At 28.2% G+C, this 24,858-nt stretch carries 29 protein-coding genes and 1 tRNA gene; 24 read left to right on the forward strand and 6 right to left on the reverse strand.

Going from position 1 to position 24,858, the window contains the following annotated elements; translation table 11 throughout:
- Positions 1 to 75, forward strand: a tRNA-Thr gene (locus ABUA17_RS12675).
- 172 nt (positions 76 to 247) lie between these two features.
- On the opposite strand, the gene ABUA17_RS12680 is transcribed toward ABUA17_RS12675, so the two are convergent.
- Both ABUA17_RS12680 and ABUA17_RS12685 read right to left on the reverse strand, forming a co-directional pair.
- Complete coding sequence (locus tag ABUA17_RS12680; protein ID WP_042397291.1) at positions 248 to 1,228, reverse strand: ATP-binding protein; 981 nt, start codon at positions 1,226 to 1,228, stop codon at positions 248 to 250.
- Positions 1,221 to 2,219, reverse strand: coding sequence for a DnaD domain protein (locus ABUA17_RS12685; RefSeq protein ID WP_042397293.1), 999 nt, complete (start codon positions 2,217 to 2,219; stop codon positions 1,221 to 1,223). The genes ABUA17_RS12680 and ABUA17_RS12685 overlap by 8 nt, the downstream gene beginning before the upstream one ends.
- A gap of 244 nt (positions 2,220 to 2,463) precedes the next feature.
- Between ABUA17_RS12685 and ABUA17_RS12690 the strand changes: the two genes are divergently transcribed.
- On the forward strand, positions 2,464 to 3,591 hold the full coding sequence (locus ABUA17_RS12690) for a peptidoglycan DD-metalloendopeptidase family protein (protein WP_154821351.1): 1,128 nt from the start codon (positions 2,464 to 2,466) through the stop codon (positions 3,589 to 3,591).
- 30 nt (positions 3,592 to 3,621) lie between these two features.
- Here ABUA17_RS12690 and ABUA17_RS12695 read toward each other — a convergent pair whose 3' ends face one another.
- The 4 genes from ABUA17_RS12695 to ABUA17_RS12710 form a co-directional block, all read right to left on the reverse strand.
- Positions 3,622 to 4,821: a S8 family serine peptidase gene (locus ABUA17_RS12695; protein ID WP_042397299.1), complete on the reverse strand. Its 1,200-nt coding sequence runs from the start codon at positions 4,819 to 4,821 to the stop codon at positions 3,622 to 3,624.
- Positions 4,822 to 4,890: 69 nt separating this feature from the next.
- Positions 4,891 to 5,322, reverse strand: a complete 432-nt coding sequence (locus ABUA17_RS12700; RefSeq protein ID WP_042397300.1) for a DMT family transporter — start codon at positions 5,320 to 5,322, stop codon at positions 4,891 to 4,893.
- 111 nt (positions 5,323 to 5,433) lie between these two features.
- On the reverse strand, positions 5,434 to 5,886 hold the full coding sequence (locus tag ABUA17_RS12705; RefSeq protein ID WP_042397303.1) for a dUTP diphosphatase: 453 nt from the start codon (positions 5,884 to 5,886) through the stop codon (positions 5,434 to 5,436).
- Positions 5,887 to 6,061: 175 nt separating this feature from the next.
- The gene (locus tag ABUA17_RS12710; protein WP_042397308.1) at positions 6,062 to 6,589 is read right to left on the reverse strand and encodes a hypothetical protein; all 528 of its coding nucleotides are present in this window, start codon (positions 6,587 to 6,589) and stop codon (positions 6,062 to 6,064) included.
- A gap of 294 nt (positions 6,590 to 6,883) precedes the next feature.
- Between ABUA17_RS12710 and murA the strand changes: the two genes are divergently transcribed.
- From murA to ABUA17_RS12820, 22 genes are all read left to right on the forward strand, one after another.
- Complete coding sequence (gene murA, locus ABUA17_RS12715) at positions 6,884 to 8,143, forward strand: UDP-N-acetylglucosamine 1-carboxyvinyltransferase (RefSeq protein WP_055277913.1); 1,260 nt, start codon at positions 6,884 to 6,886, stop codon at positions 8,141 to 8,143.
- 17 nt (positions 8,144 to 8,160) lie between these two features.
- On the forward strand, positions 8,161 to 8,952 hold the full coding sequence (locus tag ABUA17_RS12720) for an MBL fold metallo-hydrolase (protein WP_042397313.1): 792 nt from the start codon (positions 8,161 to 8,163) through the stop codon (positions 8,950 to 8,952).
- A 33-nt stretch (positions 8,953 to 8,985) separates the two neighbouring features.
- Positions 8,986 to 9,138, forward strand: coding sequence for a CxxH/CxxC protein (locus ABUA17_RS12725; RefSeq protein ID WP_070098843.1), 153 nt, complete (start codon positions 8,986 to 8,988; stop codon positions 9,136 to 9,138).
- Between the two features lie 78 nt (positions 9,139 to 9,216).
- Positions 9,217 to 9,714 carry an SEC-C metal-binding domain-containing protein gene (locus tag ABUA17_RS12730; protein WP_042397318.1) on the forward strand — a complete coding sequence of 166 codons (498 nt, stop codon included), beginning with the start codon at positions 9,217 to 9,219 and terminating at the stop codon, positions 9,712 to 9,714.
- Between the two features lie 130 nt (positions 9,715 to 9,844).
- Entirely contained in the window at positions 9,845 to 10,330 is a 486-nt protein-coding gene (locus ABUA17_RS12735; RefSeq protein WP_042397321.1) for an Hsp20 family protein, read from the forward strand.
- Between the two features lie 40 nt (positions 10,331 to 10,370).
- The gene (rlmH, locus tag ABUA17_RS12740; RefSeq protein WP_042397323.1) at positions 10,371 to 10,850 is read left to right on the forward strand and encodes a 23S rRNA (pseudouridine(1915)-N(3))-methyltransferase RlmH; all 480 of its coding nucleotides are present in this window, start codon (positions 10,371 to 10,373) and stop codon (positions 10,848 to 10,850) included.
- Positions 10,851 to 10,992: 142 nt separating this feature from the next.
- Complete coding sequence (locus tag ABUA17_RS12745; RefSeq protein ID WP_271806437.1) at positions 10,993 to 12,906, forward strand: HsdM family class I SAM-dependent methyltransferase; 1,914 nt, start codon at positions 10,993 to 10,995, stop codon at positions 12,904 to 12,906.
- Entirely contained in the window at positions 12,903 to 13,952 is a 1,050-nt protein-coding gene (locus ABUA17_RS12750) for a restriction endonuclease subunit S (RefSeq protein ID WP_271806438.1), read from the forward strand. The genes ABUA17_RS12745 and ABUA17_RS12750 overlap by 4 nt, the downstream gene beginning before the upstream one ends.
- Before the next feature lie 115 nt (positions 13,953 to 14,067).
- Complete coding sequence (locus tag ABUA17_RS12755) at positions 14,068 to 14,406, forward strand: hypothetical protein (RefSeq protein ID WP_316325917.1); 339 nt, start codon at positions 14,068 to 14,070, stop codon at positions 14,404 to 14,406.
- Between the two features lie 20 nt (positions 14,407 to 14,426).
- Entirely contained in the window at positions 14,427 to 14,732 is a 306-nt protein-coding gene (locus tag ABUA17_RS12760) for a hypothetical protein (RefSeq protein ID WP_271806440.1), read from the forward strand.
- A 74-nt stretch (positions 14,733 to 14,806) separates the two neighbouring features.
- Positions 14,807 to 15,433: a hypothetical protein gene (locus ABUA17_RS12765; RefSeq protein ID WP_349818024.1), complete on the forward strand. Its 627-nt coding sequence runs from the start codon at positions 14,807 to 14,809 to the stop codon at positions 15,431 to 15,433.
- An 82-nt stretch (positions 15,434 to 15,515) separates the two neighbouring features.
- The gene (locus ABUA17_RS12770) at positions 15,516 to 15,824 is read left to right on the forward strand and encodes a DUF960 family protein (RefSeq protein ID WP_349818025.1); all 309 of its coding nucleotides are present in this window, start codon (positions 15,516 to 15,518) and stop codon (positions 15,822 to 15,824) included.
- 19 nt (positions 15,825 to 15,843) lie between these two features.
- Entirely contained in the window at positions 15,844 to 16,194 is a 351-nt protein-coding gene (locus ABUA17_RS12775) for a hypothetical protein (RefSeq protein WP_271806443.1), read from the forward strand.
- Between the two features lie 1,270 nt (positions 16,195 to 17,464).
- Positions 17,465 to 17,740, forward strand: a complete 276-nt coding sequence (locus ABUA17_RS12780) for a Mor transcription activator family protein (RefSeq protein ID WP_055277849.1) — start codon at positions 17,465 to 17,467, stop codon at positions 17,738 to 17,740.
- Complete coding sequence (locus ABUA17_RS12785) at positions 17,740 to 18,081, forward strand: hypothetical protein (protein ID WP_154840600.1); 342 nt, start codon at positions 17,740 to 17,742, stop codon at positions 18,079 to 18,081. Before ABUA17_RS12780 ends, ABUA17_RS12785 begins: the two co-directional genes overlap by 1 nt.
- Positions 18,071 to 18,922 (forward strand): hypothetical protein, encoded by an 852-nt coding sequence (locus tag ABUA17_RS12790; RefSeq protein ID WP_154840601.1) that lies wholly within the window; start codon positions 18,071 to 18,073, stop codon positions 18,920 to 18,922. Before ABUA17_RS12785 ends, ABUA17_RS12790 begins: the two co-directional genes overlap by 11 nt.
- Before the next feature lie 416 nt (positions 18,923 to 19,338).
- The gene (locus ABUA17_RS12795; RefSeq protein ID WP_302782742.1) at positions 19,339 to 20,730 is read left to right on the forward strand and encodes a DNA primase family protein; all 1,392 of its coding nucleotides are present in this window, start codon (positions 19,339 to 19,341) and stop codon (positions 20,728 to 20,730) included.
- Between the two features lie 274 nt (positions 20,731 to 21,004).
- Complete coding sequence (locus ABUA17_RS12800; RefSeq protein ID WP_349818026.1) at positions 21,005 to 21,550, forward strand: hypothetical protein; 546 nt, start codon at positions 21,005 to 21,007, stop codon at positions 21,548 to 21,550.
- Positions 21,551 to 21,737: 187 nt separating this feature from the next.
- A complete protein-coding gene (locus tag ABUA17_RS12805) occupies positions 21,738 to 21,878 on the forward strand; it encodes a hypothetical protein (RefSeq protein ID WP_156327490.1) in 141 nt (46 codons plus the stop codon).
- A 40-nt stretch (positions 21,879 to 21,918) separates the two neighbouring features.
- Positions 21,919 to 22,446 carry a hypothetical protein gene (locus ABUA17_RS12810; RefSeq protein WP_195989497.1) on the forward strand — a complete coding sequence of 176 codons (528 nt, stop codon included), beginning with the start codon at positions 21,919 to 21,921 and terminating at the stop codon, positions 22,444 to 22,446.
- 73 nt (positions 22,447 to 22,519) lie between these two features.
- Positions 22,520 to 22,903: a hypothetical protein gene (locus ABUA17_RS12815; RefSeq protein ID WP_349818027.1), complete on the forward strand. Its 384-nt coding sequence runs from the start codon at positions 22,520 to 22,522 to the stop codon at positions 22,901 to 22,903.
- Positions 22,904 to 23,095: 192 nt separating this feature from the next.
- Positions 23,096 to 24,790, forward strand: a complete 1,695-nt coding sequence (locus ABUA17_RS12820) for a recombinase family protein (protein ID WP_433913795.1) — start codon at positions 23,096 to 23,098, stop codon at positions 24,788 to 24,790.
- The last annotated feature ends 68 nt before the right edge of the window (positions 24,791 to 24,858 follow it).

Here is a 24,858-nt window from a genome sequence, read left to right on the forward strand (position 1 = left end):
GCTTCATTGGCTCAATGGCAGAGCAGCTGACTTGTAATCAGCAGGTTGTTGGTTCGACTCCGACATGAAGCTCCAAAACTCCACAAAAGTGGAGTTTTTTTGTTTTTAAAATAAAATTGATATTTTAAAATTACATAAAAAAATAATAATTAAAAGGAATCTAAATTTCATAGATTCCTTTTAATTATTTTAGTGTGTAAATTTATTTAGCAGAGTTGAAATTTGAAAATTCATTAAACAGTAGATTTTATTTTTGTCTTTTTAAGTTAAGTTGAATTCTTATATCTTCTGCGAAAAATTTAAATAGCTTAAATTCACCAATTATTCTAGATGATATTCTTTCGCTATATCTTTTTGAAATTAGAGGTAAACTCAAATTTGTAGATATAAGCATTTTTTTATTTTTTAATATTTTTTTATTAATTAATGTAAATAATTCTGTAGATGAAAAATCAGTAATTTGCTCTGAACCTAAATCATCTATAATTAATAAGTCGCAATTAATAAGAAGATTTTCTAAGTCCGTGTCATTATTAAACTTTATATCCTTCAATGCACGTAAAAGGTCATCAGATGTTTTATATACTACTAGAAAACCTCTATCTAATAATTCTTTAGCAATACACCAAGATAAAAATGTTTTACCGGTTCCAGAATTACCATAGAACAAAAGATTAGTATTAGTATTTTTAAAGTTTGGCAAGTATTCGCCAGTTATATACTCTAATATATCTTCTATATTTTTACGAGGTGTATATCTTTCATCATTTAATTTATGATTAGGATATAAATTAATATTAAAGTTTCTAAAATTATTAGTTTTAACTGCTTCTTCTAATTCTGAATCTTTATAATAAAGTTTAATTAATTTAGTTTTAAAACAAGAGCATTTTTCTATTCCTATGAATCCAGTATCTTTACATTTTGGACAATTATAATGTAAATTTAAATAATCAGGACTATATCCGTGAGATACAAGCATTTCATACTTCTTTGCTCTTAAGTCAGTAATTTCATCTCTAATATTATTTAAATCATTTGGATCAGTAATTCCTTTTAATGCAGCCATAGATAAATTTAAACAAAGTTTTTGGATAGTCGTATCTAATTCTAATATTTCAGGGTATTTATTTTTAATTTCTTCACGCCTTTTTGCTAATTTACGGTTTTCTTCAGTACGAGTCTTTTCGTACATATCCATAAGTTCTGCTTGGTAACCTTTAATCATCTTTATCCCATCCTAACAATTTCTTTTCTAATGAATCATAGTCATATTCGCGAGCCTCAAAGTTATTAAATTTAAGAGGATTAACTTCTTGAGACCTAGAGGAGTTAAAGTTCCTATTAGCTTGTGATGATTTATAATTAGCTTCTTTTTTCTCAATATCAGCTAAAGTTTTTAAATTATTTTTATTCCAACTTGATAAAATACCATCAATATATTTAAAGTCAGAACGATTTAATCTTTGGAAACAAATATTACAAGCCTTCTCTATTACCTCTAAAGGAAAAGCATAATCAATTATCCATTTTTCTAACATTTCCTCTTGTGGTTTCATTAATTCAGGATTTTTAATTCCTAAATAGTTTAATATATGACGAATTTTTACCCATTTATCTTCAGTCTTCTTTATATAGTTTTGTGCATCATCAATAGTAGTAATATTCATGTCGTGCCAAGCAATAGCTACTTTTTCTATATATCTATAGTCACTTTTACCACGAGAAACGCAGTATTCTAATAATATGAGAATTAATTCAGACGAAAAATTAAATTCATCTTGCCAACTTAGATAAGTAGTCATTTCTTTAGGGGACAGTGGTCTGCCTAATAAGCGTTCAATATCATTTAGCATATCTTTTGTTGAAGTTTTATTTAATGCTTCAAGTAAATTAATCTCTTTATTTTTTGACTTTGAATCTTCAACTAAATCTATAAATTCAACATTGTAATTCCCCATTTTATCTATTGGTATAAGTCTTAACACACCTTCGTCATGCCAATAGTTTAGAGCATTTAATATATCAGATTCTAGTAAGTTTAATGATGAGGCTAGTATTGTTGAATTTGCACCCATTTCACCAGAGTTATTATATTTTAACATTAGCAGATAAACTTTAATAAATTCCCCACGAGCTTTTGGCATGTATTTTTCAATAAACACATTACTTACTGGAGTAAAATTTGATGAGTTATTTTTTAGCATAAAAGTGCTCATAATTTTTATCGACCTTTCTTAAGATTGATTAGAATTTAAACTTAATCAGTCTATATATTAATTAACGTAATCAACTATAATTATAAACAAAAAAGCTTATTCATAGTACGCATTAAATTTATTATAACAAAGGCGAAGTTAACCCTCAACATAACAATTTATACAGAAAAATGTATAAATTTATAAAAGAGGGGAAAAGTAAGTGATGTGCTTAAAAAAATTAGCAATTAGGAGGAAATAAAAAATGGACTTGAGTAAGCAGAATAACATAAGTATACTGTTGAAAATACTAGTTTTAGTAGCGGTTATACTTATTAGTTTTATGTTTATACTACCAGGTAAAAATATTAATGCAGAAAGCAATGATATATATGAGAAAAATATAGTCAATACTGATGATGAACTTAATGATAATAATAATGAAGAAAAATTAAGTGCGGTAAGCGTATTTAAAAATAATTCAAGCACAATAAAAAATATTAACTTGCAAGGTCATACTATTAAACTATCAGATAGTACAGTTTGTTTTTATTCATCAATAGAAGATAAATATTTAGTTCTAGAAGAAATTTGTAATTCTTATGTAAAAGAACTTGGATTAGATGTAAATAATATAAATCACATAGAGGTTTTAGGGGTAATTAGTTCAAATACAGAAAAGAATAGGATATCAAATTTAAGTGAAAGTGGAGAAATTGCTAGAGAAGTATATAATGCAGAAGTTATAAATAATGACTTATCAGGGCTTAAGTTTAAAGTTAGTTTAACAGAAACAGAAACTGTAGAACCTGAAATAGTTACAGAAGAAACTAATGAATTATTAGCTGGGGAATCAGAAACTATTAAGGGGGTAGAGGGTAAGAATTTACTATATAAAGAGATAACGTACTATGGGTTAAATAAAGCAGAGGAAACTACTATAAAGCAGGAGATAATTACTCCTGTAGTAAATACTGTGGTTAAGAAGGGGATTAAAAGTCCTTATGAAGCGGGGATAGCATTTTTATCAAGACCAACTGAGGGCGGTTATATAAGTTCCTTATTTGGAGAAGTTAGAAAGGCTTCTATTCATAAAGGAATAGATATAGCAAAAAGTCTAGGGGCAGATGTTAATGCTTCATTAGAAGGAAAGGTAATTCAAGCTGGATATAATAACGGCGGATATGGAAATTTAATTGTATTAGAGCACAGTAATAATATGAAGACGTATTATGCTCATTTAAGTAACATATATGTTAATGTAGGGGAAATGGTAAAACAAGGAGATATAATTGGAGCGATTGGAAGCACTGGTAATAGTACAGGGCCACACTTGCATTTTGAACTTAGAATAAATAATGAACCTGTTGATCCAAGTAAATATATAAAGTAATAAAAAAAACACCAATCAGCGGTGTTTTTTTTATTGCTGTAATACTTTAGTTATATCTATTTTGCCTTCACCTTGTTGATTTTTAGGAAGGTCTAATGGCACTGCAGCTACTTTGAGTAATGATAAAATATCATCAAATGTAAAATTAGGATTACGTTCAAATAAAAGGGCGCAAAGGCCAGCTACATATGCAGCAGATATTGATGTACCAGTAAAGCTTTTGTATGAAGTATCTAATTTAGGAGCATGTATTCTAGAATTATTTTTATAAGATATATATGCGGTATTTGAATTCAAGGATACTACATCCACACATGCAGCACAAAAATTAGGCTTTGTATCTTTCTTTATTGCACCACAAGATGAATATTCATAGGATCTTATAGTTGATGATGTTGTATCTATTCCAGAAACTGTTATACAATTATTACTTAATGCAATGCCTGTAATTGATCCATCAGCATTTCTGTTACTTCCACTAGGAAGTATGCAAACTATTGATTGAAGTTTTGCTATTTTCAATAGAGAATCAAAAAGTGTAAAAATAAACTTATTATAGTATAAGCTTTCAAAAGGAAGACAAATAACTTTTATATTATATTTATCACTCATAGTAATTAATTCTTCTAGAGAAAATAAAATATCAGAAACATATCCTTTACCCAATTTATCAAATGCCTTAAAGCAATGGATAGTAACTTCAGGAGCAACTCCTGTATATATTTTATTAGAGGCTAATCCATTACCGGCAATTATTCCACAAGTACAAGTTCCATGTCCGTTATCATCATATGGATAAGGTAAATCATTAATTAAATCAACAAAAGTATTGATTCTATTAAATGGGTAAGTTAAGTCACGGTGTGGATATACACCGGAATCAATAACACCTACGCTAACACCACGTCCATATATAGCTAATTTAGAAGATAATCTTATCTTATTTGCAGTTGATATACTCATACCACATAAAGTAAAGTATTGGTCTAAGCAAATATATTTAACCTCTGGATATTCTAATAATAATTGTATTGAGCTTGCTTTTAATTGAGCACATATTATATTACAAGATTCAATTCTTCTTATAACATTGCCATGATATGAGCGTATTTTTTTTGAAATTGAATCTGGAAAGTTTCTATATTGTATTAAAATACGATAATCTTTTATACTACTAGATGCTAAAAGAAATTTAAGATTAGGATCTAGTTTTTTAGTTGAAGAGAACATAAAAAACTCCTAAAATTATTCACATTACTATAGTATATGATTTAGGAGCTTTTTGTTAATATAATAAATTTAAAACTTCCATTTAAATAATACAATTCCAGCTATCATTATGGCTATTCCAAGTATCTCATGAAATGAAAATGGAACTTTTTCTGTGCCAAATAGTCCAAAGGCATCAATTAAGGCAGATGCGGATATTTGAGCTACTAGAATAACAGCTGTTCCGACGGTTACACCTAATGATTTCATACTTAACATAACTGTAAATGTTATTATAACTCCTAGGACTCCGCCAAGTAAGTAGAGTTTATTAGTTGATTTGATTTCCTTAAATGTGCCATCTTTAAAGAAAAAAAGTATTATTAAGGATAAAATAAGTCCAGTAGCCTGAACAAATGTATTTGTTTCCCATGTGCCTATCTTTTCACTTAGTCTAGTATTAAAAACACCCTGAAGACTCATAGAAATACCTGAGATTATAGCACCTATTAATCCAAACAAAATTATCACCTCCAGGTATAGTATTCCTAAATAGACAATAATATATTAAAATTTATTGTAATAAAAAAAGCATTAGATGTAATAAAAAATACATCATAATGCTTTAAAGGATTAATATATAAAAGAGTTGAAAATTTCTTCCTCTGAATATCCTAAAGTTACTCCAAGACTAAGAGAATCTTCTAGTAGGGTAAAGAAGTGATCTGTAGAAGGTGAGATTATTAGATCATTAATATCTATATATAGATTTAAGAATTGATCGCTTAAGCAATAATCGTTAGGTCTAAGTAATACTTCATAATTTTCAATATAATGCTTATCTATACCTAAGTTGATCACATGTGTAAGAAAATCAGCATATTTGATAAATACAGTTTCTTTATTTAAATTTAAGCCGTCATCTATCCAGTATTTATAACACTTAGTTTCTTCTGCAAGTGAGCTTAATTTTACTTGAAGTTCAAGATGCTTCCTTGCCCATAATTTGTATTGTGAGAGATCTTTATTAATTAAAAGTCCATGTTTTTTTTCTTTTTGTAATTCCACAATTGGTAAAATGTTCATAAGTGTCCTCCCTGTCTACTAGGATTAATATAATATATTTTACAGAAATTATTAATTCTTGAAAAGGTCAGTAAACGAATACAAAAAAATAAAATTTCAATTATGATTTTAATACGTTTCAATAAAAAAAGGAGCATTTTAAAGAAAATGCCCCTTAAATTCACAAAAAAATATATTAAATTGTTTTTAAGGGATATGTTTGAATTAAAGTTTCTCTACGATTATTAGAAATTTTCCAAAGTTCAATTCTATTAACCTTTAATGTTGAGATGCTAGGTTTATACTCAACAACTGAATCAAATTTCTTATTATCCTTATTTAGATAATTTATATTAGCTAAAGAAAGATGTAATTCATCATTTCCACCTTTTATATTAAAACCATAAAGTTTTAAGTTATCAGCAATTAATCTATCTATTTTTTTTATATATCCTATGTTTTCAATTTTTAAGTTGAGAGTTTTATTTGAATCGCAAAGTGTTACAGTTGATGACAGCTCTACTTTAAAATTTTTATATGGCTTTAGAATTTTATCCATTACAGTATTTAGTTTATCTATATTAGGATTTTCTATAACCTCTAAGGGTATATATGGGATAGGAGAGTTCCTATTTGCTCTAAATCTTTTTGACAAACTTCTTTGAATCGGACTTAAGTTTTTATAAGATACATCATCAAATAATGCTACCAAATAATATTTCATGTTATAACCTCACAAGTTAAATTTTGTATGATACTTTTATATTAAATTATATCATATATAAACTTAAATTGACAATTTATATATTTGCTAATAACTCATGGTAAAGTTTAAAAATAAGGGATTTTGGAAGAAAAAACCCTATTAACTCATGCATACTTTATGTTATAATCAATAGTGTTGACTAAAAAATATAAGGGAAAATTTTAAAAAATACCTTATAAAACAAAAAATGGATAAATTTTTATATTATAGGATAAATTAATATATATATAAATTTGGATAAGGGTGAATAGGATGGAAACATTAATCATTAATGGAGGCAAAGCATTGCAAGGAGCTGTAGAAATTAACGGAGCTAAGAATGCAGCAGTTGCTATTTTGCCGGCAGCTATTTTAGCTAGCGAAGGAAGATGTATTATTGATAATATACCAGATATAGAAGATGTACATTGTTTAGAAAGAATATTAGCTAGTTTAGGATGTAGAGTAAATAAATTAAATAGTAATACGTTAGAAATTGATGCTTCAGATATTACAACAGTTAATGCATGTACTGAAGATGTAAGAAGAATGAGAGCGTCATATTATTTTATAGGGGCGTTATTAGCAAGATTTAAAAAAGCTAAAGTTGAACTTCCAGGGGGATGTCCTATAGGGGTAAGACCTATAGATCAACATATAAAAGGATTTGAAGCTTTAGGAGCTGAAGTTGTTATAGAACATGGAGCTGTAAGTGTTAACGCTGAAAATTTACATGCAGCAAATATTTTCTTCGATGTAGTTTCAGTTGGAGCTACAATAAATGTAATGATTGCAGCAACTATGGCAGAAGGAACAACTGTATTAGAAAATGTTGCTAAAGAACCACATGTAGTAGATGTGGCTAACTTCTTAAATACTATGGGTGCTGATGTTAAAGGTGCTGGAACAGATGTTATAAGAGTAAGAGGAGTTAAGAAATTAGTAGGATGTAATTATAGTGTTATACCAGACCAAATTGAAGCTGGAACTTTCATGATAGCAGCAGCTGCTACAAAGGGAGATATAACTATAAAGAATGTAATTCCAAAACATTTAGAGTCTATTTCAGCTAAACTTATGGAAATGGGAGCTATAGTTGAAGAAGGTGACGATAGCGTAAGAGTTACTGTTGATAAACCTTTAAAGGGTGTTAGTGTTAAGACTGCACCATATCCAGGGTTCCCAACAGATGTACAACAACCTATGTCAACTTTATTAAGCATTACTGCTGGAAGAAGTTTAATTGCAGAAAGCATTTGGGAAAACAGGCACAAGCATACTGATGAATTAAAGAAAATGGGTGCTGAAATAAAGGTTGAAGGAAGAACTGCTATCATAGATGGTGTTGATTCATTAAATGGAGCTAAAGTTGTAGCTACAGACTTAAGAGCTGGAGCAGCTATGGTTATAGCTGGTTTAGTTGCTAAAGGAGAAACTGAAATTTCTGAAATAGAACATATTGATAGAGGATACCCTCATATTGAAGATAAATTCAGAGCACTAGGCGCAGATATAAGAAGAATAGAAAAATAAGCTTGGGGGAATTTTAAATGAATTTTTGCTCATTATATAGTGGAAGTAGTGGAAATAGTATTTTTGTAGGTTCAGAAAAGGCTAAAATTTTAATTGATGCTGGATTACCTGGAAAGAAAATAGATGAAGCGTTAAAGCAAATTGGGCAAAATCCAAGTGAATTAGATGGAATTTTTATAACTCATGAGCATATCGATCACATTAAAGGTGTAGGAGTTTTATCTAGAAAATATGATATACCTATTTATGCACCACAAGATACTTGGGTCGAAATGGAAAGAACCATTGGAAAGATAAAAGAGCATAATATAAAGGTTATGGATAGAAGATCTGTAGTTTCAATAAAGGATATAGAAGTTAAATCCTTTATTATTCCCCATGATGCGGCAGCACCAGTAGGATATACAATTAATCTTAATGATAAGAGGGCGAGTGTAGCAACTGATTTTGGGACTTTTACAAAGGAGATTGAAGATAATATCAAAGATTCAGATGTTATTTTAATTGAAAGCAATTATAATCCTGGAATGCTAGACTTTGGTCCATACCCTTATAGCTTGAAGCAAAGGATAAAAGAAGCATATGGTCATTTATCTAATGAAGATTGTGGAGAAGCAATTGTTAAGATATTAAAAAATGGCTTAGGAAAAAATATTATATTAGGTCATTTAAGCAATACTAATAATACTCCGGAGTTAGCAGAGCTTACAGTAAGAGATATACTAACTGCTAATGGTATTAAGGTTGGTTCAGATTTAGATTTAAGTTTAGCCAATAGGCATAATCCAAGTGAATTTATTACTTTATAAAAAATTAATTTATTAAAGTAGAAGGTGAAAAGTATGGAAAAATTATATGCATGTGAAGAACATATGGATGAAGCAATGGATGAAGTTATAGATGGCAAAGAAACATATCCTGTAATTAATGAAATTACAGGATACAAATGTACATATTGCGAAAAAGAAGCTAAGTATGAAGTCAAAATGGCTTAATATTATATGTTGAAAAATGTACATAATATTTAGTATAATTTTTATATAATCGTAAGAGAAGAAAGAGGAGAAATGAATATGAGTTTATATAAACAATGGACAGATATGGTCGTAGAATACGTTAAGACTAAAGGTGAAGCAGCTTTCTGGAATGAATATACTAAGATTGAAACTGCTATATATAAGGATTTATTAGCTAATAGCAAAGAAGCTATGAAGATTACAATTGCAGATTTTGCTAAGAAGTATGAAACTTCAGAAGAATTCATAATGGGATTCGTTGATGGAATCAATGATAGTTTAAATAATCAATATGATTTAGAAGCTTTAAACTCAAATGATGAATTAGTATTAGATATAAACTTAGAAAAACTATTCTTTAATATGTTAGAAGCTAAGGCTGAATATTTATATAACTTACCACAATGGGATGCTATATTCTCACCTGAAAAGAGAAAAGAAATTCAAAAGCAATACAGAGAATCTTGCAGCGTAAGAAATGAAAACAAAGTTGGAAGAAACGATGCTTGCCCATGCGGAAGCGGAAAAAAATATAAGAAATGTTGTGGAAAGTAATTTCTACTTAGTTTAAAAGAGCTTTGATATCAAAGCTCTTTTTTGTATTAATGAAAGAATGATTTAGTGTCAAATAGCAAGCTAGATAAATAAATTATAATAGTACAATTATTTATTTGGAGGTGCTTATATGCTTAATATATTTCCATATATATTTTCGACTACATTTAATACTATAGCTAATAATATGGATGTAATTGATAATATTGTAGATAATGTTGTAAATAATATTGTTAATAGTGATTTTATGGATAATTTAGTGAAAAATATAGATAATATGGCCCCGGTTGAGGTACAATTTAAAGAGCATAAGAGGGGGTATACTATTCAATGTTATTTGCCTGGGACTAAGAAAGAGAATATTAACTTGGAGTATGATAATAATTATATTACTTTACAAGTTAAGAGAAATATGTTTTATAGTAATAACCAGAATATAGCTGTAGCTGTAGTTCAAGCTGGTGGAGATATAAATGAGGATTATTATGTAGAAAATGCAGATCCTAGTGGAATTAGGGCTGTTTTTAAAAATGATACTTTGAATGTATTGATACCTAAGAGTACGTATATAAGTAAGGATACTACTATTGTTGATGTTGATACTTTCAAGGAATAATAAATAGGTTTTGAAATATTTTACTTAGGAGGAGAAAGTGATGAATATAACAGTTATTTCTGTAGGAAAGCTAAAGGAAAAGTATTTGAAGCAGGCTATTGATGAATACTCTAAGAGATTAACTAGGTATTGTAAAATTGATATTATAGAACTTCCAGATGAAAAAACTCCTGATAATGCATCTGAAAAGGAAGAGCTTCAAATTAAGGATAAGGAAGGACAGCTTATTTTATCTAAGATAAAGGATAATATGTTTGTTATAGCAATGGATTTAAATGCTAAACAAATGACCTCTGAGGAGTTCTCAAGGTTTATTGAGACTCAAGGGGTTATGGGTAATTCGAACATAACTTTTGTTATAGGTGGTAGTCTTGGATTATCTCAGGATGTAATAAAGAGAGCAAATTATAAGATATGTTTTTCTAAGATGACTTTCCCACATCAGTTGTTTAGGGTAATGTTATTGGAACAAATTTATAGAGCTTTTAGAATAATGAAGAATGAACCGTACCATAAGTAAAGGAGGTTTTTACTGAAATTGTAAACAGCCTTGTGGTAAATAAAAATGTAATAAATTGATTATAAACTATAAGTTTTATATAATAATATCTAAGTAAATTAATAGTTTATGAGTTGATAAGTTTATTATTGGGAGGATATATATGGCTAAAAAGGAAGCTAATTTTGATTTGTTTATATATGATTTATTAAAAGAAGCAAAAATAAATGTTGATACACAAGGGAGTAGATTAATTGATATTGATAGAGCGCTTAAAACTGCATCTAAAAATCAATTAGGTAATGAGGGCTATCCGGAGTTTGTTGCTGTAGTTAAGGATTATGTATTAGTAATGGAGGATAAAAAAGACCGTAGATTTCATAGGCTAAATGATGAAGATGGAACATTAAGTTTTAGTGTAGAGGCAACACAAAAATATGCTATGAACGGAGCAGTATTTTATGCAAAAAAGATTTTAGATGGAACTAGTTATAAAAAGGTTTTTGCGTTTGGAAATTCTGGGGATGAAAAACATCATATTATTAAACCTATTTTTGTTGATAATTCAGGATATAAGGAATTACCAGAAGTGGAGACCTTTGAAAATTTTAATGAAGTAAATATTGAGAATTATTATAAAAGAATAGTATTAGAAGAAACTCCACCAGAAGATATTGAATTAAATGATATTTTAAAAAAAGCTAAGGAACTGCATGAATATTTAAGGAATTATGGAGGATTAGGTGAAGATGAGAAACCGTTAGTTGTTTCAGCTATTTTACTTGCGTTGAGAGAGCAAGAATATGGATTTTCATTAGATAGTTTAATAGGAGATACTTTAGCTGGTAATAGCGATGGAGATAAATTATATGAAAAGTTAAAATCAAATATTAAACGTGCAAATGTTTCTCCAGAAACAAAGAAAGATAGAATAATGCATCAGTTTACATTAATAAAAGATAGACCTCAACTTAATACTGTGAATGCTGAGTTAGGAAAGACACCTCTTAAGTTTTATGCTGAATTTATAAATAAAAATATTTTTAAAACAATAATTTCAACAAGTTCAGCAGAAGACTATTTGGGTAGGTTTTATGGTGAATTTGTTTCTTACTCAGGGGGGGATGGTCAAAGTTTAGGGGTTGTATTAACTCCAAGTCATATTACAAAATTATTTTGCGAGTTATTGGAAGTGACAAAAGATGATGTAATATTTGACCCTTGTTGTGGTACTGGGTCATTTTTGGTAGCTGGAATGCATCATATGTTGGAACAAGCAAAAGACAATAATAAGAGAAAAAGTATAAAGAAGAAGCAAATATATGGAATAGAAATACGAGATGATATGTTTGCAATAGCTACAACAAATATGATTCTTAGGGGAGATGGTCAATCTAATCTAATTTGTGAAAACTTTTTAGAGCAAGATTGTGCTGAGCTACAATTGAAGCAATTTACTGTAGGATTAATGAATCCGCCTTATTCACAGGCTAAAAATAAGGAAACAGCACATCTTTCGGAGTTATGTTATATTAGGCAACTATTAAATAGTATGACCGAAGGGGCAAGGTGTGCTGTTATTGTACCTAATTCAACAATGACTGGTAAGACAGCTGAAGATAAATTAGTAAAGGAGGACATATTTAGTGAACATACGCTTGAAGGTGTTATTAGTTTAAATAAAAATACTTTTTATAGAGTTGGAACAGTTCCGTGTATTGCAATTTTTACGGCAAGAGAACCACATCCAAAAGATAAAAAGGTAAAATTTATAAACTTTGAAGATGATGGATTTGAGGTGAAAAAGCATATTGGATTAGTAGAAACAGAGAGGGCAAAGGATAGAAAAGCTTATCTTCTTGATTGTTGGTTTGGAAAGATAACAAACTATCCAACTAAATTTATGGTAGAAACTACAGTTGAGGCTAAGGATGAATGGCTACATTCGTATTATTATTATAATGATGAAATACCAAATTATGATGAATTTAAAAATAGTATAGCAGATTATTTAACTTTTGAATTTAATATGATAAGTCACGGAAAAGGGTATTTATTTAGGAGTGATAAAGAGTGATAAATTTACAAGAAAGAGAATGGAAAAGCTTTGAACTTGGAAGTTTGTTTAATATATATACTGGGGGAGATATGATTCTTTCTAGGTTAGAAAAAGGTGAGATTCCAGTAATAAGTCATAGTATAAATAATAATGGAGTGGCTACATATACAAAGGAAATTAAGGGAAAGAGAAAGTTTGATTGTAATAGAACTATAAGTCTAGCAGATAGGGGGAATTTCTATGCACATGTGCAAGGTGTTGACTTTTATATTGGAACTAGAGTTAAAGCTTTAGAATTTATAGGAGAGGCATGTAATAAAGAAATTTTAAAATTTATTTGTCCTTTGATAAATAGTCAGGCAGTTAAATTTTCTTATGGTAACAATTGTTGTGATAATACTGATAGTTTAATAATTCTTTTGCCGGTAGATTGGGAAGGTAATCCTGATTATAAGTTTATGGAAGAGTATATTAAACAACTTGAGGTAAAACAATTAAATGAATATAAAAAATATGCAGAGTATAAACTGAAATCAATAGTGTATAAAGAAATTCCAAAGTTAGACGAAAAAGTATGGAAGTCGTTTTATTTTAGAGATATATTTTCAGAAATAAAACGAGGTAAGAGATTAACTAAAGCTAATCAATTATCTGGAAATAGACCATATATATCTTCGTCAGGAGAAAATAATGGTGTGGATAATTTTATTTCAAATTCTGAGAAAGTACGAATATATGAAAAGTGTATCTCTATTGCTAATAGTGGAACTGTAGGTAAAGCATTTTATCATCCATATGAATTTGTTGCTAGTGACCATATAACTAAATTGAAAAATAAAGATTTAACAGAGTATATGTATTTATTTATGCTACCTATTATTTCTAGATTGCAAGAAAAATATAATTTTAACAGAGAAATAAATGATAAAAGAATTAACAGAGAAGTAATTATGTTACCAGTAGATGAAAATAATAAACCTGATTGGAATTACATGGAGCAATATTCAAAAAATATGATAATAGAACAAATTAAAGAATATATTGACTATTGTAAGATAGGTTAGTAGATAATAGATTAAATTTTTATAATTAAAATAAATATATATTATATTTTTGAAAGAGGTTGTTAATAGAATTATATTATTAACAACTTCTTTTAAATTTTAGGAGGTTTTATAAATGATAAAGATATTTAGTAAGGAGCAATTAAGAAAAGTTATAAATTATCCAGAAGAAGTTATAGATAGTATATATGAAATTATAGAAATTCTAGATGATAATTATGGACAAAATAGAAATATATATAATGACTTAGGTGGATATGTACTTGTAGCAGAAAATATAGTAGATATCGAAATATTTAAGCAAGAAAAATTAAAAGGTCTAGTACCAGAATATACTGATATCATTGAATGTAGTGAAGAAGTTAATTGGACTTTTTCACTATTTTTGCTTTCAAGTGATTTTTCAATAGTAGTAGTAACTACTGAAGAACTTTCTAAGTTCCTACTGGAATAAGATAAGGAGGTAGAATTAATGTGAGTAAGAAGAGTGAAGAAAAGATAATCAAGGAAACTAAGTACTGCAAGATAAAAAGCCAAGGAAAAGTTGGAGCAGGAGAATACACATACTCAATAGAGAAAATCTACATCAAAGAACTAAAGAGAGATGAAGTAAGATTCTGTGTTTACAAAGCTACTAGAAGAGGTGATGAAACATACATTCCAAGAAGTCTTGATGTAACAGAACTAGAGCTAATAGAGTTAATAAAAGAGTCAATAAGAGAGAAAGTATTTTCAGAAGGATTCATTGAAATGTTAAAACAAGAAATAAATAAAATCTAAAAGTCTTAATTACTACAAGTATAGTGATTAAGACTTTTTACATTTAAATAAAAGTATAGAAAGAGGGAGTATAAATGTTTAATAAAGATAATGTATTCATTGCAGTTAATGAAGAAGTTTCTTCAATAATTCAGCAATATATAATAAGAGAAATTAAGAATGTATTAGATAAATATAAGAGTATAACAACAGAAGAAATAACAAGTATAGAAAATTTAATAAACAGCATAAGTAATGAAGAACTAAAAGAGGAATTTTTAAATGATTGGAATATGTCAGTAAAGATAGCAAAAGATATTGGAGAAAATGAAGTTGATGACAGGATAATTTCTATGTACCAAAATCTAAAAGGTAATGGGTTAGAAGAATTATCAATAGGTCATGTTATTAATTGGTGTAATGAGTTAGATGAACAAGGTTATATAATGATTGATGATTATAGCATAATTTATAAAAGTTCAGCTAATCTAAAAGATGTTGCAAAAGAGCTATTAGATGAGTTGCTTGATGATGCGATTTATGTTGATTCATTAATAGATAAAGATTCATTAGTTGAATATTGGATAGAGAAAACTAGTAAGGAAGATGTAATAGATGACTTAATTAGAGGAAGTAATATTGAAGAACTATTAGGACTTGCTCCAGAAACCATATATGAAGATGAATATAATAAATATTTATATTCTGAAATAGATTGTTAAGAGGTTATATCTTAGTTAATAAGGTATAGCCTTTTTGCTTTTTAGATAAAGATGAAAACTAATAATAAGGGGAGAAATAAAGATGTTCAAGAAAGATAATAGATATGTAACTAGAGGTGTAAATGATGAAGTAGATATAAGGTTACAACTAATAATGTGGAGCATGATTGATAAGCTAAAAGATGAAGGAAATGTTGAACTGGATTACTTACAGGTTTTCAATCTAAGAAAAGAAGGAAATAAGATTGTAATAAAGCAAAGTCAAGAAGTTCCTGAATACTCATGCACATATGAAATAGAGCTAGAAGATGTTCAGCTAGATGATGAGATTAAGGTGTATGTAATAGATAGTGGAGAATATTCTACAATGCTTTTTCCATCAGAATACTAATTGAAGGAGGTTCAAGTAAATGATAAATAAACTAAGCAAAGAAAAATATTTTAATTATGATAGTAAAGAACTTCTTGGAGTAATGAGGTTCGACTTCTATGATGGAAGATTATCTAACCAATGGAATCCTAGAGATTTAATAATTGAATTGAATAATAGAAGAGAAATAGATCTAAAGAAGTTACAACAAGAACTTAATTATATTCAATTCACATTAGTAGAAGATTTCAATAAAGTTGTAGAGATATGTAATGGTACAGGTTATGATAAAGAAACTCTAGTATACATAGAGCTTGAAGAAGGGAAGTATGTAATAAAGTTAATACCGGTAAAAGATAGTTACTCATACATATATACGTATAAGAGATAGGAGGAGAAAGTCATGGATATAGTAACAGTAATAAAAGTAGTTGGAACAATACTAACAGTTGTAGCTACTTCAATAGAAGCAACAACTAAGAAGTAGTATGAAATATAATATCATCACGATAAATAAAATAATAAATTAATTGTGATGATATTATAAGAATAAGCTAATTTTTTTATAACAATAATAAACTACTGGAAAATATCGTTGTAATAGGAGTGTTGATGTAACGATAGTGACGATATTTTCTGTAAGAAAAAGATTGAAAGTATAATGTAGAAGATGTAACTTAACTACAAAGAAAGATGAAGTAGAAAAAGTTGAGTAGGTAATCTAGATAAATATGTCCTAAAAGCAACGATAACACATCAGAAAACAGAGATTTTAGAAAAGGTGAAGAAATGTAGTAATAGGAATGAAAAAACGCAAAGAGAGGATAAATCGAATGTTTTAATAATAATCTAGTAATGAATAAAGAAAAATCAGTAAATAATAGATTCATAACTATGTAAACTAGTAGATCAAGGCATGAAATACTATGAGATGTTGAAGTTGGAAGAAAAGCTAATTTCACTAAAAAATAAAAAGAATCCAAAAGATAAAACATATAAATAATGGAACTTGGAAATAGGGAACTCGGTACCGGGAAAGGGCAACGGGGGGATAGGGGGGCTAAGGTCTTAATAGAAAATAAGGATTGAAATAGATTAATAAAAAATCTATTTCAATTAAAAACAATAAAAAGAAATTAATAAATAGAAAGATAACAATAAAGAATAGAAGAAAGAAGTAAATAAATATTCAGTATAATATAAGAATTATAATAATAGATAATTAATCAGATATAATGATAAAAAGAATTGATAATTAATGAATATAATATCCAGTAATTAAAGATTAATAAATCAAAATGTAATACAAACTTTAAGTGGAGTAAATAGATAAAAAATCTATATACCAATAAAGAGTAATAGATCAAAAAACAACAATAACATATCAAAAAACAGGGATTTCATAAAATGTGAATAAGAGTAGCATTCAAAAAGAAAAACATAAATAAAAAAAACAAATTAACTGTTTTAACTGATATGTTCAGATATATATTATAAATTTGATAAAGAGTTAATGTTTCTAATGAAAGAAGCATTAACTCTTTTTATATTAAATTTTAACTTAATTATTAGTAAGTTTTTAATGAATTTTTCAATGATTTATTCGCATGAATAATCATTTTAAAGTAGTTATTATTTTTTATAGGAGGTGAAGTTAATATATGGATATAAGAAAGGAGCATTTTAATGGAGTATATTCGACCATCTTTGAGCATATGGGAGAAAGGGTTACAAGAGAAATACATAGTGTATTTAGGGGTCAGCAATTTAATTTTCCTAAAAAGCTATATTCAATGGAATATGTAATTAGATATTTAAAAGAAAATTATAATGGAAAGAATGTAAGGCAATTAGCTAAAGAACTTGACTATTCTGAGAGATGGGTTCAAGCAATAATAAATAAAAATAAAATAGTATCAAGAGGGGATGAAAATTAATGAATGTTTTTGATGTAGGAGGGATTGTATCAACTATAGCTTTAGTATTTACATTACTTATAGGTACAGGAATATTTATAGGAATAAATACAATATTTGAATGCTGGTATTTTGGTTGGGGAGCTTTAATTGGAGAATGGCTTGGATGTGTTATAGTAGCAGCATTTATTGTTAATTTTTTAAGTGGAATAGTTGGGGGATTGTTTTCTGTATTATGGTTTCTAATAAAATTAGTTGTAGTTATTGGGGTATTAGGAAGTATAGCAATATTTATTTATTCAAAGGTTAAAGGTAAAAATAATACATTAGGAGGAGAGGAGAAGGTTAATAATGAAGAGTAAAAAAATATTAATAGGTATAGTGGTAGTTGTTGTATTATTTATAATTGGATTAATAGGTAAAAATAATAATGAAGCAAAAATGGTTATAAAGAATGCAGAAATAGCTATTAATGAAGGTAATTATGAAAAAGCTAGAGAGTTATTGTATACAGTAGTTGATGGTAATAATAAAAAAATAGATAAGTTATGGAATATAGTTAATAGTTATCAAAATGCTCAAACAGCAAATTTAGAAGCAGGATTAAAGTATCTTGATGAAATTGATAATAGTTATAAAAAATATAATAAGTTAAAAGAAGATGTAGATAATTTAAGAGAAGAATTATTATTTACAAAGAAAGTTAGGGAAGAATTTAAATTAAAAATTGATGAAGTAAAAGGTTTAATAGATAAAGGTAATTACAAAGAAGCTATGGAGTTAAGTGAAGAAACATCAGAGTGGCAACATATAGAGCAAAAAGATAAAAACACTATGTACGATTTACATGTACAAGCAATGGAATTATATAGTGAACAAGTGAAAGAAGAGAGAAAAGAAGAACAGAAGAAGCAAGATGAAGAAGAGAAAATAAAAAATGAGCAAGAAGAACAAAGTAAGAAGGAAAATCAAGAAAATAATTTTTCAAAAGAAGTAGCACAAAAAATAATAGACAAATTAAATAATGATAATGGAAACAGTCGTAATTTTTATGAAATAACATCAGATTTAAAAACTGATGATAATGGTAAAAAGTACTTTGATGTTGTAGCAAAGGATAAAGACTGGATAAAGTTCGATGACCACACTATATTAGCTAATTATAAATTGTATTCTAATGAAGAGTTAGTTGAAATCCAGTAAAAAAAGATAAAGTCTTAGCCTATTTATGTAGGAAAAGACTTTATTTTTTTTATTAAAATTATAATTTTTTTATGTTTACGAAAAAGAGAGTTCGTTCATAATTGATATAGATTATCAATTCAATTATATTGAAATATATGTAATTAATATACAAAAAAACAAAAAAAAGGAGACTAGGAATTCTAGGCATAAAAAATCTTAAAATTTTTAAGCAAGGAAGTCCTGGCAAGGATAATTAATACTTAAATTAAAAATAAATACATAAAATACATATAAAGTAAAAATGGGAAAAAAAGTATTTTTGATTAGATGACGAAAAATAGCTAAATTGAGCGTTTGTGAATAGAAATGACTTATATTAAAATAAGCCCATAAAGTCATTACCTTACTTTGCTTAACAAGTAAGGAGGGAAGAAATGTTTTCAAAAGAACAATTAAAAGAAATTGAAAACATGGGGATAGAGATATCTCCTAAATCAGAAAAAGTAAAAGGCTTTAGTCCAAATAAGTTTGCTTCATACATAGCAGATAACTTAAAGATAATCAACAATAAAGATTATTTTTATGTATATAAAGATGGAGTGTGGAAGAAGCTGGATGATATGTACTTATTCCAAAAGTTAAGAAATAAGTTACATACATACTTTGATGATATCTGGTCTTTGAAAATTGAAAATGAATATATACAAGCTCTTAAGAGAATAGTTTATTACGGTGGAGACTTAAATGCTAATAAGAGATATATAAATCTTTTAAATGGAATGTTTGATTTAGAGACATTCACATTAGTTGAACATAGGCCTGAATTCTATAGTAGTATTCAATTACCGATAACTCTAAAAAGAGATATAGATTGCCCTAATTTTAAGAAGTTTTTAGGTCAATGCTTTTTAGGTGATGAGGAAGCAATAAATCTAGCACAGGAATGGGCTGGATATTTACTTACAGCAGAAACAAGAGCACAAAAAGCACTAATACTATATGGACTGGGCAAAAATGGAAAAGGGGTCTTCATTGACATCATTAGCGAGTTAATAGGTGAAGATAATATATCTAGTATAGCAATGAATGAGTTACATAGACCATTTTCAAGAGTATGTATATATGGGAAGCTAGCTAACATCAGCAATGAAAACGAATTCAATGGTAGGAGTTTTAATACCCAATACCTAAAGGCTATCGTAGGTGAAGATAATATAAATGCTGAACAAAAGCATCAACCTGTATTTAACTTTAAACCTACAGTTAAATTAGTGTTTACAACTAATAATCTACCTCACACAAATGATGGGGGATATGCACTTATGAGAAGGTTATGTATGCTTCATTTTACTAATACAGTAAAGGAAGAAGATAGAGATATGCATTTAAAGGACAAGCTTAGAAGTGAATTAGATGCTATATTCCTATGGGCATTAGAAGGACTGAAAAGACTTAAAGAAAATAACTATAAATTCTCAGAGTGTAAAAGTTCTAATGATTTACTTAAACAGTATGAGAAGGAATTAAATCCAATGATATTATTCTTTGAGCAATGTGTTATTAAATGTGAAAGTACTCATAAGGAGAATAATAAAATTATTTATAACACCTACAGGGAATGGGCTAGAGCAAATGGAATGGAAGGACAAGCTAAAATAAGTGTTCAAAAGTTCTGGAAGAAGTTTGAGGAGTACGCTAAATCATTAGGCTATGACTGTAGAAGTGGAAAGTCAAATGCTTTTAGATACCATACAGGGGTAAGAATAATTGGAGATTTTAGAATTTCTTTAGCTGACTCTAGGATAGCAGGACAGTTAGGTGGTTAAGTTAGGATTAAGTTGGAATGGATTCAAGAAAGATAAATCAATAAATAGGGCGTAAGGACTAAGTAAATTTAGAAAATCTCCTAAAAGAGATTTTCTAAATAAAAGAAATTAGATAGAGAAAGGAGGTGATAAATATGCGTCCATACGTCCAACTAAGATAAATCAATGGAAAAGATACATAAAATGAATCCTAGAAAGATACATAATAAAGTCCAGTAAGACAAGTAAGGTAATGAGGAAGAAAAAATAATGTGAAGAAAAGGAGATAAAAACAATGGCAGTAGTAAAAAGAAGACAAGCACCATCAATAACAGGAAAAGCAATGACAAGAGAAAATCAGGAGAATGATGTGGATGGGAAAGAGAGAACAGAAAAGGCGGTAAAAAAGGAAGAGATATGGAAGCCAAGAGAACCGAAAGTAGAATTAGAATACAATGGATTAGAGGAATTCCAAGCATCAGAAGCAAAGCAAAGTTCTTGGAGAACAACTGATTCTGGAATACTATCAATAGTAAAATCTGAAACAGTAAATAGGCTAATGTTTGCAAAGGAGATGATGGATAAGCTAAGTAATCCTAAAAGAGTAGTAATTTCATTCGCAGATGAAAAAATTGCTATAGGAGAACAATTACCTAACAATGAGAATTATTTAAAGGTTAATTACTCAAAAACAAAAGGAGTTATCTATTCAGCAGGAGTAGTTAAAGAGATAGTAGATAAATATGACTTAGATTTTAGTACGAGAACTTCAATTACATTTTCAGAAGTTAAGTACATTAGATATGAAAATCATGTAGTAGCAATAGTAACTATAGTTTAAATGAGAGGTATAAGTATGAATGAATTAACAACAGAAGACATAATTGATGCAATAACAGAAACGATAAGATTGTACATACTAGCTTCAAAGCTAGAGGAGTTAGAAGAAGACTAAATAATCTACTAAGCATTGATCCGAATAAGTTCAATGCTTAGTGAAACTAAAATAATTTTAGGGGGAATACATAGTGAGCATTAATAGTCAGTTAGAGAGATTAGCATTAGAATATTCAGCAAGTATAAGAGAAGAAGATGTAACACTAAAAGAGCAAGAAGAGATAATGAATAGTGAATGGTTTATAAGTTGGATGAAAGAATATCATCAATAAATAAAGTTGAAAATCAATAAGATTAGAGGGAGAGATAAACATGGCAACTATAAAGAGAGATGGAAGAATTACAGAAATAGAAGTAGGATGTAAGAAATGCAGAATAGTAGGCTATCAATCAAATGGTAGAAAGGCTATAAAAAGAAATGTATTTAAACAAGGATACATAACATTTGAGCTTGAGGATGGAACAGAAGTAAAACAATATATGCTTATAGCACCATGGAATACATATTTATTTTATAAATTAATTAAGGCTATTAAAGCAGAAGGCTTTAATATATTCAATGAATGTGAGGCATTTGATGAAAATGAAATAATAGGTAAGGAAGTAGTAATAGAATTAGAAAATGAAGTTAAGGATTCTGGTGAATATATCAATGTTACTAATATCTATAATGTTGAGGAAGGAGAGATTATCATAGCTTATGATAATAAGTTAAAGGAAAAGAAGTATTCAGAAATGGAGAAAAATAAAGAAATGAGCATGGAGTATATAAGAAGTAAAGCAAATGAAGTTATTCCACAGCAGGAAATTACAAGTGAAGAGGACTTAATGAACTTTTAGAGGTTATATAGGTACTTTAGTTAAAAACTAGGGTACCTATATTTAGATAATTATAACTTGAGGAGAGATAAAAATGATAAATATAAATAAAATAATGAAAGAAAATGTATCAATTAATATGAGTTTAGATGTAGAAAATAGAGGATTGTGGGAAAAGGGAAATCAATTGGGATGTGATACTATAACTTTAACTATTCCAGTTAATGAAATATCTAATGATATAGATATTGATAAGCTAGAAAATTACTTACATTTTCAAGTAAGTAATTTTAATATAAATAGCAACGAAGTAAAATTTAATATATTTACTGGAGAAACAATATTCTTTAGTTCTTTAGTATCTATATATGAATATATAGAACACTATGTAAGTTTCTTATGTGAAAAGCTAGATAGATTTATTAGTGAAAGTTTTAAGCTAGAGTTTGATTTCTATATGTCTTTTATGGAAGATTAAAATAAAAGTAATACATTCAATTAATATTAAGAGACTAACTTTAAAGTTTACTCTTAATATTAATTGGAGAAATACATAATAATAGGTAGTAATATTTAGTTTTAGAAAATATCTAAATTAATAGATATATATTATAAATTTGATAATTTAATAGTGAGGGAGAGTTGTAAGATGATTAATAATTATGTAACAATGGATAATTCAATACAGGAATTAATAAAAAGAATCAATAGAGTTCCAAGAATAGCTATTTACTGTCGTGTAAGTACGACAGAACAGGCAGAAACTGGGTACAGTATAGATGAGCAAGAAAGATTGCTCATTGATTGGTGTAACAAGAATGGATTAGAAGTCTTTAATTGTTACTCGGATAGAGGAATAAGTGGTAAAAATATTAAGAACAGACCAGCTTTAAAAGCATTATTGAAAGATGTAGAAGATAGAAAAGTAGATATGGTAGTGAGTTGGAAGCTAAACCGTATCAGTCGTAAGCTTGCAGATGTACTTAAAATAATGGATTTACTAGAGAAAAATAATGTTACATTTAAGTCTTATTCAGAGCCATTTGAAACTACTACACATGTAGGAAGAATGCAAATGCAGATGATGGCAATGATTGGGGAGTTTGAGCGTGGGACAATCTCTCAAAATGTAAAAGTTTCCATGTGTGCTAAGGCTAGATCAGGAGAATGGTGTGGTAACCGTGTTCTGGGCTATGACTTAGTACCAATGGAAGGTACTGAAAATAATAAGAGAAGAAAATCAAGGCTAGAGATAAATAAGGAGGAAGCTGAAATAGTAAGGATAATATTTAATGAGTATGCTAGTGGAAAAGGATATAAGGCAATTACTAATAAATTAAATAAGTTAGGGTGTAAGACTAAAAAAGGTAACAATTTTTCACAAGGTTCAATTAGAGATATCTTAATGAATCCAGTATACATAGGAAAGGTTAGGTACAATGTTAGACAGAATTGGAGTGAAAAACGTAGAAGAAACATCAATCCAGAGCCAATAGTGGCAGAAGGAATTCATAAAGCTATAATTGATAATGATACATGGGATAAAGTTCAAGTAATGCTTCAATCTAAATCTGGTAAACCTTCAAGAGTATATGATGGATTTTACCCATTAACAGGAATATTAAAATGTCCTAAGTGTGGATCTGGTATGGTTATTTCAAGAACTACTAATGTACTAGCAGATGGAACTAAGAAAAGAATAGCTTATTATTGTTGTGGGTCATGGAAAAATCAAGGTACAAGTATATGCAATTCAAATACTATAAGAGTAGAGAAAGCTAATGAGTATGTGTTCAATAAGCTTTCAAGTGTATTATCTAATGATGAAATGATTAAATCAATAGTAAGAAACATAAATAAGGAAAGAATAAAGAGAGTAGATCCAAGTAAGAGTGAGTTAGAAAGAATAGATAAGGAACTAGAAAACATAGATAAGAAAAAGAGAAAGATTTTTGAAGCATACGAAGATGACATAATAACAAGAGAAGAATTTCTAACTAGAAAAGATGAGCTAAATCAAAGAGCTAAAGTATTACAAGAGTCAAAAGAACCTTTATTAGTTGCATTAGCTGATGATGTAAGTGAAGAAATATCTTATGAGTTCATTAAAAGTATACTAGATAATTTCAGTAGGCTGTTAAATAGTAAAGAGTCAAGAGAGCAGAAAAAGAAGTTACTACATATGATAATTTCTAAGATAACAATTAATGATCTAAGAGAAGTTGATTCAATAAACTTAACTATAAATGATAAGTTAGTAGATTATATAAGTAAAGAAGAAGGAGTATCTATAAAGGATGCTCCTTCTTCTTTTATGTTAAGAAATATTGGAATGAGTGTATTGAATTTAGATATTGTAATATAGAATTAGAATAAATAGAAGAGTTCAAAAAAATAGCATAAATAAAGCATAATAGACAAATTTAGACAAAT

The sequence above is a fragment of the Clostridium sp. RTP31139st1_H3_RTP31139_211217 genome (assembly GCF_040227035.1).
GTDB classification, from domain to species: domain Bacteria; phylum Bacillota; class Clostridia; order Clostridiales; family Clostridiaceae; genus Clostridium; species Clostridium saudiense.

What these genes read in the sequence shown, in the direction of transcription:
- ABUA17_RS12680 (WP_042397291.1), bottom strand. Translation starts at nt 1,228, where the DNA reads ATGATTAAAGGTTACCAAGCAGAACTTATGGATATGTACGAAAAGACT.
- ABUA17_RS12685 (WP_042397293.1), bottom strand. Translation starts at nt 2,219, where the DNA reads ATGAGCACTTTTATGCTAAAAAATAACTCATCAAATTTTACTCCAGTA.
- ABUA17_RS12690 (WP_154821351.1), top strand. Translation starts at nt 2,464, where the DNA reads ATGGACTTGAGTAAGCAGAATAACATAAGTATACTGTTGAAAATACTA.
- ABUA17_RS12695 (WP_042397299.1), bottom strand. Translation starts at nt 4,821, where the DNA reads ATGTTCTCTTCAACTAAAAAACTAGATCCTAATCTTAAATTTCTTTTA.
- ABUA17_RS12705 (WP_042397303.1), bottom strand. Translation starts at nt 5,886, where the DNA reads ATGAACATTTTACCAATTGTGGAATTACAAAAAGAAAAAAAACATGGA.
- ABUA17_RS12710 (WP_042397308.1), bottom strand. Translation starts at nt 6,589, where the DNA reads ATGAAATATTATTTGGTAGCATTATTTGATGATGTATCTTATAAAAAC.
- murA (WP_055277913.1), top strand. Translation starts at nt 6,884, where the DNA reads ATGGAAACATTAATCATTAATGGAGGCAAAGCATTGCAAGGAGCTGTA.
- ABUA17_RS12720 (WP_042397313.1), top strand. Translation starts at nt 8,161, where the DNA reads ATGAATTTTTGCTCATTATATAGTGGAAGTAGTGGAAATAGTATTTTT.
- ABUA17_RS12725 (WP_070098843.1), top strand. Translation starts at nt 8,986, where the DNA reads ATGGAAAAATTATATGCATGTGAAGAACATATGGATGAAGCAATGGAT.
- ABUA17_RS12730 (WP_042397318.1), top strand. Translation starts at nt 9,217, where the DNA reads ATGAGTTTATATAAACAATGGACAGATATGGTCGTAGAATACGTTAAG.
- ABUA17_RS12735 (WP_042397321.1), top strand. Translation starts at nt 9,845, where the DNA reads ATGCTTAATATATTTCCATATATATTTTCGACTACATTTAATACTATA.
- rlmH (WP_042397323.1), top strand. Translation starts at nt 10,371, where the DNA reads ATGAATATAACAGTTATTTCTGTAGGAAAGCTAAAGGAAAAGTATTTG.
- ABUA17_RS12745 (WP_271806437.1), top strand. Translation starts at nt 10,993, where the DNA reads ATGGCTAAAAAGGAAGCTAATTTTGATTTGTTTATATATGATTTATTA.
- ABUA17_RS12755 (WP_316325917.1), top strand. Translation starts at nt 14,068, where the DNA reads ATGATAAAGATATTTAGTAAGGAGCAATTAAGAAAAGTTATAAATTAT.
- ABUA17_RS12765 (WP_349818024.1), top strand. Translation starts at nt 14,807, where the DNA reads ATGTTTAATAAAGATAATGTATTCATTGCAGTTAATGAAGAAGTTTCT.
- ABUA17_RS12770 (WP_349818025.1), top strand. Translation starts at nt 15,516, where the DNA reads ATGTTCAAGAAAGATAATAGATATGTAACTAGAGGTGTAAATGATGAA.
- ABUA17_RS12775 (WP_271806443.1), top strand. Translation starts at nt 15,844, where the DNA reads ATGATAAATAAACTAAGCAAAGAAAAATATTTTAATTATGATAGTAAA.
- ABUA17_RS12780 (WP_055277849.1), top strand. Translation starts at nt 17,465, where the DNA reads ATGGATATAAGAAAGGAGCATTTTAATGGAGTATATTCGACCATCTTT.
- ABUA17_RS12785 (WP_154840600.1), top strand. Translation starts at nt 17,740, where the DNA reads ATGAATGTTTTTGATGTAGGAGGGATTGTATCAACTATAGCTTTAGTA.
- ABUA17_RS12790 (WP_154840601.1), top strand. Translation starts at nt 18,071, where the DNA reads ATGAAGAGTAAAAAAATATTAATAGGTATAGTGGTAGTTGTTGTATTA.
- ABUA17_RS12795 (WP_302782742.1), top strand. Translation starts at nt 19,339, where the DNA reads ATGTTTTCAAAAGAACAATTAAAAGAAATTGAAAACATGGGGATAGAG.
- ABUA17_RS12800 (WP_349818026.1), top strand. Translation starts at nt 21,005, where the DNA reads ATGGCAGTAGTAAAAAGAAGACAAGCACCATCAATAACAGGAAAAGCA.
- ABUA17_RS12810 (WP_195989497.1), top strand. Translation starts at nt 21,919, where the DNA reads ATGGCAACTATAAAGAGAGATGGAAGAATTACAGAAATAGAAGTAGGA.
- ABUA17_RS12815 (WP_349818027.1), top strand. Translation starts at nt 22,520, where the DNA reads ATGATAAATATAAATAAAATAATGAAAGAAAATGTATCAATTAATATG.
- ABUA17_RS12820 (WP_433913795.1), top strand. Translation starts at nt 23,096, where the DNA reads ATGGATAATTCAATACAGGAATTAATAAAAAGAATCAATAGAGTTCCA.